Here is a 14,009-nt window from a genome sequence, read left to right as displayed (position 1 = left end):
ATTAGGAGTAATTATCCTTTTTGGAAAACATCTCAACGATTTTGATAATTAATCATCCAGCTAATTCCAAATTTATCTTTAAACTCCGCAAAATAAGCCCCAAAAAACATATCAGCAAGTGGCATAGAAATATTTCCGCCTTCAGAAAGCTCATCAAACAACCTTTTAGCTTCGGCTCTTGTTTCGGGTTCTATACAGATGTGCATATTATTTCCGGATGTTAATGTAAAACCCATTTCTTGCGGGGCATCTGTTGCCATAAGGATATGTCCTCCTAAAATAGGTAACTCCACATGTAAAACCATTTTTTTAATTTCTTCTGCAACGGTTGGCTGTCCGGCCTCTGCTGGGATGTCTCCAAAGCGCTTGATACCATTGATAAAATCTGTTTTAAAAACTGATTTATAAAAGTTGAAGGCTTCTTCCGTTTGCCCTGCAAAATTCAGATAAGTTGTAATTCTGGCTTTGTTACTTGGCTTATTTTCTTTTCTTAATTGAAACCTGGCTTTAAGATATTGGTCAAGGTTTTCAAGAGCCATCGTGAAGCCTTGTTCAAAGCCCATTTCAATAATTTTTTCTAAATCTGATAGTTTTTCGTAAGTGGCAGTAATGTTTACCATCGTTTTATCGTCAGCCTCTGTAAATACATTTGTCCAGTTTGTTCTTGGCATTTCTGTATTTACATAGCCATTTTCATCACAAAAAGCATCTAAACCTGCAAACATTTCATGTTCTATTATTTTGTAATAATCATTTTTACACCAATGCTTTTCATTTTCCGGACTCACCATAGCATATAACCACATACCTCCCTCCCTAAAGTCCATTGATTTGGTTTCAGTACGATAAGGTTTAGGTGCCCACCATTGGTCAAGAATTTCTGGATTAGTCCAAGCCTCCCAAACCAATGATAAATTGGCATCAAATTCACGTTGTATGTTAACGGTATTAGTTTCTTTATTTACAATAAAGTCAAATTTCAATAAGCTGTTCATTTTCTTTCATTTTTAATTGTTGATAATAAACGGTCAAGTTGTTTAAATTTATTTTCCCAAATTCTTCTGAATTGTTCTAACCATTTGTCAATTTCTTTCATTTTATCAATTTCAAGTGAGTAGTAAATTTCTCTACCTTGATGTTCTTGTCTTACAAGCTCACATTCTGTTAAAATCTTAAGATGTTTGGAAACAGCTTGTCTGGTAGAGTCAAAGTGTTCGGCAATGGCATTGGGTGTCATTGCCTGTAAAGCAATTAGAGTGATAATTGCCCGTCTGGTAGGGTCTGCAATAGCCTGAAAAATATCTCTACGCATCTTATATAGTTTTATAAACCATTAATACCACACCACAATCAAACGGTTTAGAAAACGCTAAATCCAATTTCTGAGATGTTTCCACATCCTGAAAAATTGGTAAACCCTTACCAAGTATAGCCGGATTTACGAATAAATGTAGTTCATCAATTAATTTTTCTTTAATTAACGAAGAAACAAATCTAGCACCACCATACACGATAATGTCATGACCGGGTTGTTGTTTGAGCAGATTTATTCTTTTAACAAAATCTCCATTTTCTACCTCGGTATAATCCCATTCAGATTTTAATAACGAACTGCTAAAAACAATTTTAGGCGTTTCTGAATATTTAATCCCTGCTTCTTGTTCTGGATGATGCTCATCTTTTGCTACTGAAGCCCAATGTGGTATGAAACCCATTGCTAAATTTTTTCCGAGCAAAATCATATCAACCGGTTTTGTGATTTCATCTACATATTCTTTAATATCATCAGTCCAATTGAATGTTATCCAATCCATTTCTCCATTAGGCCCTGAGATAAATCCATCAATGGATGTTTGTACTTGTAATTTTAATTTTCTCATAGTTGTGAAACTTTAATTATGAAACTAATCAGTTGCAAATATATGTGCAACTTTTCGGTTTCGCAAATCTTTTACTAAATTTTACAAGCTCCATAATTAAAAGAAAATCATATAGTCAGAAGTCTGAGATTAATCTTATTCTGTGATTAAATAAAAATTGCAAAAATTCAAAAACAAAACAGCCCAAGGTTTTAAACCTCGGGCTGCTCCGTTAAAATATTAAAGTTCAATTAAGATCCACAAGACAAGCATCCATCTTCCATACTGCAACTTGCGCCTTCTACAACTACTTCTGGTGTTTGTACCAAAGGCTCCATCTCTTTGCCGGCCTGACTTTCTACCGAGAACTTAACTGCTTGTGTAGCTGCTTGTGTTCTTAGGTAATACATACCTGTTTTTAAGCCTTTTTTCCAGCTATAAAAATGCATAGAGGTTAATTTCGCAGCGGTTGGAGAACTGATAAACAAGTTCAAAGACTGAGATTGGCAAATAAATGCTCCTCTATCTGCAGCCATATCAATCACATTTCTCATCTTAATTTCCCAAACCGTTTTATACAAATCTTTGATATGTTGCGGTATAGCCTCTATATCTTGTACCGAGCCGTTTGCCAAAATAATAGCATCCTTCATTTTACTATTCCAAAGATTAAGTTCTACTAAATCTTTTAATAAATGCTTATTCACCACTACAAACTCTCCGCTTAATACCCTTCTGGTATAAATATTAGAGGTGTAAGGCTCAAAACATTCGTTATTTCCAAGTATTTGTGATGTTGATGCTGTTGGCATTGGTGCCATTAATAGCGAGTTTCTTACGCCTGTTTTAACAACTCTTTTTCTTAATGCATCCCAATCCCAACGTTTGCTTTCTGGCTGTACTCCCCATAAATCAAACTGGAACTGCCCTTTAGAAAGTGGCGAACCTTTAAATGTTTCATAAGGTCCTTCTTTCTCTGCTAAATCAACAGAAGCTGTCATAGCAGCAAAATAGATGGTTTCAAAAATATCTTTATTTAGTTGTTTTGCTTCTTCACTTTCAAAAGGCATTTTTAACAGAATAAAAGCATCGGCAAGACCTTGTACGCCCAAACCAATTGGTCTGTGGCGCATATTAGAATTTTTTGCCTCTTCTACCGGATAATAGTTGTTATCTATAATCCTGTTTAGGTTTAAAGTTGCCTGATAGCTTACTTCATAAAGCTTTTCGTGGTTAAAAGTGCCATCTATAACATAACGAGGTAAAGAAAGCGAAGCTAAATTACATACCGCAACTTCATCTGGAGAAGTGTATTCTATAATCTCGGTACATAAATTAGAACTTTTTATAGTGCCTAAATTTTGCTGATTTGATTTTTGATTGGCTGCATCTTTATACAATAAATATGGCGTACCTGTTTCTATTTGCGAATCAAGAATAGCGAACCATAATTCTTGTGCTTTAATGGTCTTTCTGGCTCTTCCTTCTTGCTCATATTGCTGATAAAGCGCTTCAAACTCGGCCCCAAAACAATCTGCCAAACCTGGTGCTTCATGTGGGCAAAACAAACTCCAATCGCCATTAGCTTCTACCCTTTTCATGAATAAATCAGACATCCAAAGCGCATAAAATAAATCACGAGCTCTGTTTTCTTCCTTACCGTGATTTTTCTTTAAATCAAGGAAATCAAAAATATCTGCATGCCAAGGCTCTAAATAAATAGCAAAAGCACCTTTTCTTTTACCACCACCTTGGTCTACATACCGGGCTGTATCGTTAAACACTTTCAGCATCGGAACAATACCATTACTTGTTCCGTTGGTACCGCTAATGTAAGAACCGGTTGCTCTAACATTATGGATGCTTAAACCAATACCTCCTGCACTTTGCGAAATCTTAGCGGTTTGCATCAAGGTGCTATAGATGCCTTCAATGCTATCATCCTTCATGGCTACCAAGAAACAGCTAGACATTTGTGGCTTTGGTGTACCAGCATTAAATAAAGTTGGCGTAGCATGAATAAACCAACGCTCGCTCATCAATTCATAAGTTTTGATAGCGCTAGCTAAATCATGTTTATGAATACCAACGGCAACACGCATAAATAAATGCTGCGGACGCTCTACAATACGTCCGTTAAGTTTTAGCAAATAAGAACGCTCTAAAGTTTTAAAACCGAAATAATCAAAGCTAAAATCTCTATCGTAAATGATGGTACTGTCTAAAATCTCGGCATTTTCTTTTATCACCTCCCAAACATCATCAGCAATTAAAGAAGCTGGTTTAGAAGTTTTAGGGTCTTTATATTCATGCAATAATCGCATGGTTTCTGAAAAAGACTTGATGGTATTCTTATGTAAATTAGATACCGCTATACGCGAAGCTAGAATGGCATAATCTGGATGACGCGTAGTTAAAGAAGCTGCTGTTTCTGCCGCTAAATTATCTAGTTCTGATGTTGTTACTCCGTCATACAAGCCATCGATTACCTTTTTAGCAACCTCTACAGGGTCTACAAAATCTGCATTTAAGCTGTAGCTGAGTTTCTCTATTCTTGAGGTTATTTTATCAAATTTTACGGATTCTGTTCTTCCGTCTCTTTTTATTACGAACATTCTTTTTTAGTTTGTTAGATTGTTAGGTGATTAGTTTGTTAGGTGGTTAGGTTATTAGTGATTAGTTTGTTGGGATGACGATTTCAGAGTCTAACAAACTAACCAACTAGCCCGATGATTCATCGGGACTAACCATCTATTTAAAAATCTTCTTCCAGTGAAAACGCTTGGTCTTCTTTACTGCTTAATACACCACTTTTTTGGTAATCGCCTACACGTTTTTCAAAGAAATTGGTTTTACCTTGGAGGGATATCATTTCCATAAAATCAAAAGGATTGGTAGCATGATATTTTTTATCGTAACCCAATTCTACCAACCATCTATCAGCCACAAACTCGATGTATTGCATCATTAAACGGGCATTCATCCCAATTAAATTAACCGGTAAAGCCTCAGAAATAAATTCTTTTTCTATTTCTACTGCCTCAGAAATAATTTCATAAACCTCTTCTTTGCTAAGCTTATTTTGTAGCATGCCGTAAAGCAAGCAAGCAAATTCGCAATGTAAACCTTCGTCTCTTGAAATTAACTCGTTACTAAAAGTTAAGCCAGGCATTAAGCCTCTTTTCTTTAACCAGAAAATAGAACAGAAACTACCGCTAAAGAAAATACCTTCTACGGCAGCAAAAGCTACCAAACGTTGTGCAAAAGTGCCTTTTTCTATCCATCTTAGTGCCCATTGTGCTTTCTTCTGCACACATGGAACCGTATCTATGGCATGTAAAAGATGGTTTCTTTCTTTTACATCTTTGATATAAGTATCAATTAATAAAGCATAGGTTTCTGAGTGGATATTCTCCATCATGATTTGGAAACCATAAAAGCACCTAGCTTCTGGCACCTGTACTTCGCTCATGAAATTAACAGCTAAGTTTTCATTCACGATACCATCGCTAGCGGCAAAAAAGGCTAAAATATGGCTAATAAAGTGTCTTTCGCCATCGTTTAGGTTTTCCCAATCTTTTTGGTCAGCAGATAAATCTATTTCTTCTGCGGTCCAAAAACTAGCTTCGTGGCGTTTGTACATTTCCCAAATTGCGGGATAATTGATAGGTAGAATCACAAAACGATCCTTGTTTTCTTTAAGTAATACTTCTTCCTGTTGCATGGTTTTAATTTTTAAATTTTACAAACAGGAATTGACAAAAGACAACATAGACCCTGATAGGTATTGAGGGTTTAGAAGAGCTTTTATCAAAACCTTTTACGTGAAAGTCTTGACAAATCCTATTCGGCAGGTCTCCTGGCTTATCTGTCTACTAAATGCCTTCCCATTTTGTTAAAAAACAAAACAGTGACCTGATATTTAGCAAATTTTTGATTTCAAATTTTAGTTGAAAAAACAGAAATACAGTTGCAACGTCAGCCCATGATTTTAACATGGTTCCCTTTTAATACCAAAACAAATTTGGTAACCTGAATAAGTGATGTTAAAGAACTATCTCAAAAGTATGACTAATAAAGCTAGTAAAGGCAATGAAGTTTTAAACAATAAGGAAACTTATTCACAACCTGCCTATAAAAATAAAAAAGCGCCTTTTTGGGGCGCTTCCTTCCTATTCTGAATTACTGATTTTTATTTTTTAAGACCTATTTCTCTTAAACGTTCGTCTAGATACTCGCCAGCCGTCATATCGGTATAAGCTTTAGGGTTTTCTTCATCAATACAAGAAGTTAAACAAGTTAAATCCATACCCGATTTTGGATGTAAGAAAAATGGCACCGAGTATCTAGAGCTTTTCATCAACTCTCTTGGCGGATTTACCACACGATGAGTGGTCGATTTTAACTTGTTATTGGTTAAACGCTGTAACATATCGCCAACATTAACCACAATATCCTCGCCATGGGCTTTAACAGCAAACCAATCTCCGTTTCTGGTTAAAACCTCTAAACCATCTGCGCTAGCACCAATTAATAAAGTAATGAGGTTAATATCTTCATGCGCTCCGGCTCTTACTGCATCCGCAGGTAAAGCATCCGGATTTTCTATAGGGAAATAATGTATAGCTCTTAATATAGAGTTTCCATTATGTACTTTATCCTCAAAATAATCCTCGGGTAAACCTAAATAAACAGCTATAGCTTTCAAAAGCTGCTTACCTGCATGTTCTAGTTTTTTATAAATCTCTTTAGTAACGATATTGAAGGCCGGCACTTCTTCTACAAGAACATTATCTGGATATTCTTCTTTGATAACATCTCCATCCTCAACATACTGACCGGTTTGCCAAAATTCTTTTAAATCTGGTGTTTTAGAGTCTTTAGCCTTTTCGCGACCTTTAGAAGTATAACCACGTTGCCCAGCAAGCTCAACTTTCTCGTATTTTAACTTAGCTTCTTCGGGCAAACTAAAAAACTCTTTTACTTGTACGTAAAGATTATCAATGAGTTCTTTGCTTAAACCATGATTGGTAATGGTAACAAAACCTGTATCATTAAAAGCTTTGCCAATATCATCAGAAAACTGCTTTCTCTGTGCTGCTGTACCATTCACATAATCGTTTAAATCTAAACGCGGTATATTTATTGATGTAGCCATGTTAGTGTTGTTAGTAGTGAAACAAATGTAAGCTCAAAATGTGGATAAACCTATATCATTTTTAAACATCACAATTTAAATATCTGATATTCATTATTTTGAGTTTTCCACATTTTTATAAAGATAAATATTTTTCTGAATTATAACTATGAATGAAATTTTTGAATGGGGAAGAGTTTTAATGAATGATTTGCCCTTTATTTTCTTATTAGAGGTGATATTCAGATGCTTAGTAATGTTTGTAGTTGTATTATTCTCTTTAAAACTAACAGGCAAAAGAGGAATTAAGCAATTATCCATTTTTGAATTGGTGATTATCATCACACTTGGCTCTGCAGCGGGCGACCCTATGTTTTATGAAGATGTAGGTTTGTTGCCAGCTATTACTGTTTTTATTTGTGTTTTAGCTTTTTACAGAACTGTTACTTGGGCGTTAAAATTTAAAAAATTTGAGCATTGGATAGAAGGCAAACCGGCCTATTTAATTGTTGATGGTGAGTTTGTGATTGAAAGAATGAAGAAAGAAGATATTGCTGTTGATGAATTTTACGCGGAGCTAAGAATGGAGCATATAGACCACTTAGGCCAAGTAAAACTAGCTATTTTAGAAGTTTCAGGTGATATAAGTGTATTTTTCTATAAAAATGAAGACGTAAAATACGGCTTACCTATATTGCCACAGGAAGTGAGAAACCCAGTAAAAAAGATTATAAGGAAAGGCTTATTTGCTTGTGTTTCTTGTGGTAAGGTTCATGAATTAGAAATAGCATCAGAAGTAATTTGCAGCAAATGCGGCAAAAACAAATGGATAGAAGCTAGGAATAACTTTAGGGTTGTTTAGGTTAGATATACCCCATCAGGTTCATTATTCTCGTCTAAAACTACTTCTACATGTTCTTTTAATACGGTAGAAAGTTGTAGACCAACAAAATCTGTAGCTACCGGAAATAGCTTATGACTTCTATCTATTAAAACCACAGATCTCAATTTTTTTAAGGGAATGTTTAAGAAAACGCCTAAACCATAAGCAATGGTTCTGCCGCTGTTTAAGACATCATCAACCAAGATAATAACTTTATTTTGGCATGCCTCTATAGGAATATTAATGGATGACTCTAGTTTAGAGCTGTCTTTATTTAGCTCAATCTCTGCTAAAGTAATTTTAAAATGCGCTATCTGTTTTAGTACTTTTTCTAGCCTTAAAGCAAGCCTATAACCTCTAGAAACCACCCCGGCAAGAATAACTTCTTGCTCATCTATATTATCTTCCAGAATTTGGTAGGCGATACGGTTTATTTTTTGCTGTATTTGCGTATGGTTAAGAATAAGTACTCTTTTGGTTGGCATAGCTGCTATTTTTGGCTCAAATTAATTAATTCTGTTTAAACCTGTAATCTTTTTTAAAAATTAATGTAACTAATGATGCTACAGTAGCGTCTAAGTTTTAAATGGTTTACAAATTTGTCTAAATAAATTAGTTAGTGTGTGTTAATGTTAAAGGCCTGTATTTTTGCAGGCCTTTTTCTTTTAATAAGGATAATAAACAAAATTTGCTCCTTCTGGCACCACAACAAAGACACAGGCATAGTCATCTGCATTTTTATAGCTACTTAAAAAAGCATCTTTCTTATTTTCCTGAATAATGCCTCTTTCTATAAATTCCTCTAAGGTGGATGCCTGTATAGTCCAATCTGTAGCTAATTCTGCCCTATCTAAAATAATTTCACCAATATTAACTTCATGTTGGTGAGCAATAAATATAGGATGAGCCGATAAACCTTCTACCATAATTTCTATGGCCACCTCTTTAATGGCATCTTTATAATTTGATAAATCTTTTTTTAAAGATACCAAAGGACTTTCTTGAGGTTTTTGAGCTTCTCCTCCGGCAAGGTTACCTAATAAATCTTCTTGATTCATTTCTTCAATTCTAATAAAACCACATTTTCTACATGTTGTGTTTGGGGGAACATATCAACAGGTTTAATTCTGCTCACTTCATATTTCTCTTTCAAACGCACCAAATCTCTAGCCTGTGTAGCCGCATTGCAGCTTACATAAACAATTTTACCTGCCTCCATCTCCATTAAACGTTCTACAACATCAGGGTGCATACCCGCCCTTGGAGGGTCTGTAATCACTACATCGGGTTTGCCATGTTGGGCTATAAAATCGGCATTTAAAACGTCCTTCATATCGCCAGCATAAAACTTAGTATTATTTATACTATTGATTTGTGAGTTTACCTTTGCATCTTCTATGGCCGTTGGCACATATTCTACACCAACAACCTCTTTAGCATTTTTTGCTACAAAGTTGGCTATAGTACCTGTACCAGTGTATAAATCGTAAACCAATTCTTTACCTGTTAAACCTGCAAAATCACGAGTGATTTTATACAACTCATAAGCTTGTAAGGAATTAGTTTGGTAGAATGATTTAGGTCCGATTCTAAACTTCAAGCCCTCCATTTCTTCATAAATAAAAGGCTGCCCGTGGTATAATAAAATATCTTGATCAAAAATGGTGTCGTTTTTCTTTTGGTTGATGATGTACATAAGCGAATTTACCTGAGGAAAACTAGCTTTCACAAAATCCATCAAAAGCTCTACTTGCCCTTCTTCCGGATAAGCAAAAACCACCACAATCATCAGTTCTCCTGTAGAAGAAGTTCTGATGATTAAATTTCTTAACGCACCTTCATGAGCTCTTAAATCGTAAAAAGAAATTTGATTAGCTAAAGCAAAATCGCGGATGCTGTTTCTAATTTCATTAGAAGGAGAAGCCTGAAGCCAGCAATGCTGAACATCTAAAATCTTATCAAAACGAAGAGGTACATGAAAACCTAAGGCATTCATTTCCATAGCTTCGCCAGAGGCAACATCCTCTTGGGTTAACCATCTTTTATTAGAAAATGTATATTCTAATTTATTACGGTAATATGTAGTTTCTGCTGATGCCAAAATGGGCTCGGTATGTGCAACATCTAAACCTGCAAGCCTTTGCAAAGCATCAGTAACAGATTTTTGCTTGTATTTTAGCTGTGCCCTATAATCCATATGCTGCCATTTACAGCCTCCGCAAGTACCAAAATGTATACAAAAAGGTTCTACTCTATCTGCCGATGGTTGGCGTAAGGTATGCACCTTTGCCTCTGCAAATTTTTTCTTCTTTTTATATACCGCTGCATCTACCACATCACCAGGGATAGCTTTTTCTATAAAAACTACCAAATCTTGATGTCTTGCCACACCTTTGCCTTCTTCTGCAATATCAAAAACTTCTAATTGCTCAAATATCTTTTGCTCGCCCAAAACTTATGCTATTTAAGCTGGCAAAATTAAGGTTTTAAAAAGATTATTCAGCATGAATAAATTTCTTATGTACCTGCTTAGTGCCCACCTCTAGCTTCACAATATAAACGCCTTTTACTAAAGGTACTTTACTTAAGAAAACATGGTTTTCTCCTTTTGCAAAACTTAATATTGATGTTTGTACGCATCTACCAGCTATATCATAAACATAAAGCTTAGCTTTTTCTTCTTTAGCCGTAAACGCTGAAAGCTTAAATTCTGTAGGTAAAACAATAATATCTAGTTCTTGCTGATTGGAGATAGCTGTATTTACGGCAATGATTTTTAGTTCGGTAGATTTCCCATCAAAATCTACCTGAACCAGTTTATAATAATTTGTGCCGCTTAAAGGCTTAGCATCTGTTAAATTATAATTTTGGATTGATGAAGAATTACCTATTCCGCTTACGGTTTTCAATAAATGGAAGTTCTTACCATCATTAGACCTGTAAATATGAAATTTCTGATTATTTGTTTCTGTAGCTGTAGACCAAGTCAATTTAACTTCATTATTTTGATTAAGCCCATTAAAAGAAAGCAAACTTACGGGCAAAGTATAAATACCACTATTAGACAAAGTTTGGTTAAAATTTAACCATGGACTACCTAAAATAGAACTATCGTTAGATGATATGAATAAAATTTGCTCGTTTGCTGCGATACTGTATGAACGATTTGTAAGCGTTTGTGGTGCAGGAACAAAGTTATCTCCACGAGTAAAATGAATCTCATGCTGGTTACCTGCAGGCATTAAAGTGTCTAGATTTAGCGTTACATTCGTATTATTATCATTTCTAAATGATGCATAAACTGCTCCGTTTAACCTCACAACCAGACCTTTAACACCATTCACTGTAAGGCGGCTCACCGAAGCTTCCCCGGTTGCGTTAGCTCTTCTGATCTCTGTGATAAAAAACTTTCTGGTATTTGCCGGATATAAGAATGGAGTTGTTCCTGAAGATAAGTTAAATCTTAATCTTATTTCTGAGGCGAGCCTAACAAAATCTCGTAAAGTACCTGCTGTGGCAGTATCTACTGAAGTAAAATCATGTTGATGTATAATTGCTTTTAAGCCGCCATAAGTATATCTTTTACCAGGCTCATCTATGGTAAAAACTTTGGGGTTTAATAAGCCAAACCTACCATAAGTAAACCTAATACGACCATCAATACTGCCTGCTTGAGTAGCTACATTATCTTTAGGATAAACTTCTACTAAGCCAACCATCCTGTCGGGTAACATCATCCATTGTTGGTAAGATGCCCAATTGGTATCAAAAGCTCTTGGACCAGATGTTTGATACTGCAAAATAGAAGGTGTAGAAATAGTAGCAGCAGTTTTAGCTACGTTACTTTTGGCGTTCATTTTGGTACTCATGTAGCCCCAATCTGTCCATTCTGTTGTTGCTGTACTTGTGGCAAAGTTTCTAACATGAACTTTAGCATGTACAGCCATTAAAGCGGCATCCATTTCATCTTGCCCAGTAAATCTTCCCGGCTGAGTGGTCATAGCACCAACAATGGTTTGCGCACCCGGAAAATCTTCATTTCCTGAGACATTTCTGCCAGATGCTGCATAAGAGAAACGACCATACCTTGCTTTGGGGCCTTGGATATTCCTGTTGTAAACAAAAAAATTATCAGGTACTGGTGAAGATGACAGATTAGCCTTATGAAAAGTGACAGAAAGTGGATCGCTATCAAAACCATAAACCTGATGATATTTATCATAAACAGTTTTCAGATATGGATTTTCTGTGATATATAAAATTGGAGCTAGTGAAGCAGACCTAGAAAACAGATGCGTTGCACCATTCCACATGGTTTTCCAAGCTCCTGCTGTATAATATTCTGGCACTTCTAAAGGTTCTATGTCTAAAATTTCATAATTAGCTGATTTGGAAATGATATCCCAAGCAGGCTGATACTCTATCATAGCCCAAATCTTAGCCAAAGAGGCTGTTGTACCTCCATGATAATTAGCTACCTCATTTTGTTTTTTGATATAACTATAAGCCCCATCAGGATATAAACCATATTGATATAAAGAATCTACCAATACTTTAGCTCTATCTATCCAACTATTATTGTTTCTATATAAACCAGCATGAATTAATACTTCTGCATAGGATATATCACGATTGGTGTATATACCTTTTAATAATTCTGTTTGGCTGAAGATGACATTAGACCTATTGAAGAATTGTCGGCCCATTTCATCAGCTGCACCACGCATTTTTTGTTTCAAACTATTAGGGATGTAATCAGAGAATGAAAACTCAGACATATACCAACCATAAGTAACTAGTGGGGCTGCAAACCAATCGTTTAAAGCATTTGCTGTTGTACCTGGTACGCCATTACTATCAGAACCATTGATTAAGTAATCATCAGAAGTAGCGTATAAGCTCATTAAAAAACGTCTAAAAAGCTCAGGATGATTCCGATAATTACTTTGTGGAGAAACAAGAAGCCAATACATCTTCTCGATATTTTCTCCTAAAAGACGAGAATTGTACTGTTGTGGAAAAACAAAATTACCAGGAGTTGCTTTTGCAAAAGCAGGAAAGCTACTTGCTAAAAAAGATGAAGCCCAAGCGTTTAAGCTAGCAATAAATGGATTTGTAGCTTCTGTAGTATGCAAGGGTGGCGGATTAAAGCCCACAGCCTTTTGAGGGACTAAAGGAGTACCTGGCGTTGCTTCTCTTAAAGCTTCAATTTCTAAAGCTAAAGTATTGGCTTCGGCATCATAGCCTGCATTTTGTGCAAGCTGTCTTCTCTCTTCGGCAACATCAACGGCTATGTCTTTTAATTCGGCTGTTGCAGTAAGCGGCACAATAGAAATATCATCAAACCAAATATTCTTAGGATATGGACCTGTAGGAAGTGCTGTTGATGTATTAGGACGAATAGATATACGCATATTGGTACGCTCTATAGCTGTCCAAGTTGAAATATCTACATACATTTTATACCTACGCCATGCGCTAGTAGGGGTGAACACTTGTAAAGGTGTAGCTACTGTACCAGAGCCATCTCCGTTAGAAGTAATACTCTCTGTAGATTTAAAAATATTTACCGTTACCGGATATACCTGATCTGATTTCATGTAGAAACTAACCACATAATTTCCTGCAGGCACAGGAGTTGTATTTCCGAAGGATTGCAACAATCTGATATCATTTCTATTGGTTTGTTTATCTATTTGTAGAAATAAAGATTTAGCCCCAGAATTAGCAGTATTATTTACTATGGCTGCAGTACCTAAGGCACATGGACTACCAGAACAATTACTACCAGAGATGATGAGCTGCCATTCATTTGGACGACCTGTTGCACTACCAGCATTTGATGTATTTAAAAAGGTAGGAGTACCCGTTGGTGAAATTTCAAAACCTGCATTAGTTAACAAGTTTGTTTGCGCTTTAACGTTTAAAGCATTTGCCAATACAACAGCTAGAAGAGCGCATTTGGTAAATTTTCTGAAGTTTTTAAAATGAAGTATCATGTGGTTTATTTGGTTAAGCTAAGGTAATTGAAGCTGCTATAGACCAAATGCTTACATGTTGCAATTGATTATTCAAAAGTTGCAATTATGTTAGATTAAAAAAGGCAGAAATAAATCAAAAAGATTTAAAC

Annotated in this window: 11 protein-coding genes and 1 riboswitch; of the genes, 1 reads left to right on the top strand and 10 read right to left on the bottom strand. The window is 35.6% G+C overall.

From position 1 onward, the window contains the following. Positions 1-32: 32 nt before the first annotated feature. The 6 genes from GJJ64_RS13210 to GJJ64_RS13185 all read right to left on the bottom strand — a co-directional run bounded on the left by GJJ64_RS13210 (position 33) and on the right by GJJ64_RS13185 (position 7,017). Entirely contained in the window at positions 33-995 is a 963-nt protein-coding gene (locus GJJ64_RS13210) for an SRPBCC domain-containing protein (RefSeq protein ID WP_154288243.1), read from the bottom strand. After that, a complete protein-coding gene (locus tag GJJ64_RS13205; protein ID WP_154288242.1) occupies positions 992-1,312 on the bottom strand; it encodes an ArsR/SmtB family transcription factor in 321 nt (106 codons plus the stop codon). Before GJJ64_RS13205 ends, GJJ64_RS13210 begins: the two co-directional genes overlap by 4 nt. A gap of 1 nt (position 1,313) precedes the next feature. Then, a complete protein-coding gene (locus GJJ64_RS13200) occupies positions 1,314-1,880 on the bottom strand; it encodes a dihydrofolate reductase family protein (RefSeq protein ID WP_154288241.1) in 567 nt (188 codons plus the stop codon). Between the two features lie 230 nt (positions 1,881-2,110). Next, positions 2,111-4,474, bottom strand: coding sequence for a ribonucleoside-diphosphate reductase subunit alpha (locus tag GJJ64_RS13195; protein ID WP_154288240.1), 2,364 nt, complete (start codon positions 4,472-4,474; stop codon positions 2,111-2,113). 140 nt (positions 4,475-4,614) lie between these two features. Beyond that, on the bottom strand, positions 4,615-5,583 hold the full coding sequence (locus GJJ64_RS13190) for a ribonucleoside-diphosphate reductase small subunit (RefSeq protein WP_149074748.1): 969 nt from the start codon (positions 5,581-5,583) through the stop codon (positions 4,615-4,617). Positions 5,584-5,691: 108 nt separating this feature from the next. After that, a riboswitch (cobalamin riboswitch) is annotated at positions 5,692-5,911 on the bottom strand. Between the two features lie 140 nt (positions 5,912-6,051). After that, positions 6,052-7,017, bottom strand: coding sequence for an isopenicillin N synthase family dioxygenase (locus GJJ64_RS13185; protein ID WP_154288239.1), 966 nt, complete (start codon positions 7,015-7,017; stop codon positions 6,052-6,054). Positions 7,018-7,165: 148 nt separating this feature from the next. On the opposite strand from GJJ64_RS13185, the gene GJJ64_RS13180 reads away from it, so the two are divergent. Beyond that, a complete protein-coding gene (locus GJJ64_RS13180; protein ID WP_154288238.1) occupies positions 7,166-7,858 on the top strand; it encodes a DUF421 domain-containing protein in 693 nt (230 codons plus the stop codon). On the opposite strand, the gene GJJ64_RS13175 is transcribed toward GJJ64_RS13180, so the two are convergent. The 4 genes from GJJ64_RS13175 to GJJ64_RS13160 form a co-directional block, all read right to left on the bottom strand. Continuing rightward, positions 7,855-8,364 (bottom strand): phosphoribosyltransferase family protein, encoded by a 510-nt coding sequence (locus GJJ64_RS13175; protein ID WP_154288237.1) that lies wholly within the window; start codon positions 8,362-8,364, stop codon positions 7,855-7,857. The two genes, GJJ64_RS13180 and GJJ64_RS13175, sit on opposite strands and share 4 nt — an antisense overlap. A gap of 180 nt (positions 8,365-8,544) precedes the next feature. Next, complete coding sequence (locus tag GJJ64_RS13170; protein WP_026904497.1) at positions 8,545-8,937, bottom strand: hypothetical protein; 393 nt, start codon at positions 8,935-8,937, stop codon at positions 8,545-8,547. Then, positions 8,934-10,331 carry a 23S rRNA (uracil(1939)-C(5))-methyltransferase RlmD gene (rlmD, locus tag GJJ64_RS13165; RefSeq protein WP_154288236.1) on the bottom strand — a complete coding sequence of 466 codons (1,398 nt, stop codon included), beginning with the start codon at positions 10,329-10,331 and terminating at the stop codon, positions 8,934-8,936. The genes GJJ64_RS13170 and rlmD overlap by 4 nt, the downstream gene beginning before the upstream one ends. Positions 10,332-10,374: 43 nt before the next feature. Continuing rightward, on the bottom strand, positions 10,375-13,878 hold the full coding sequence (locus tag GJJ64_RS13160) for a T9SS type A sorting domain-containing protein (RefSeq protein WP_154288235.1): 3,504 nt from the start codon (positions 13,876-13,878) through the stop codon (positions 10,375-10,377). Positions 13,879-14,009 lie beyond the last annotated feature (131 nt).

The organism is Pedobacter puniceum, from assembly GCF_009674685.1.
In the GTDB taxonomy this organism is placed as follows: domain Bacteria; phylum Bacteroidota; class Bacteroidia; order Sphingobacteriales; family Sphingobacteriaceae; genus Pseudopedobacter; species Pseudopedobacter puniceum.
This window is presented reverse-complemented; position numbering and strand designations above follow the sequence as displayed.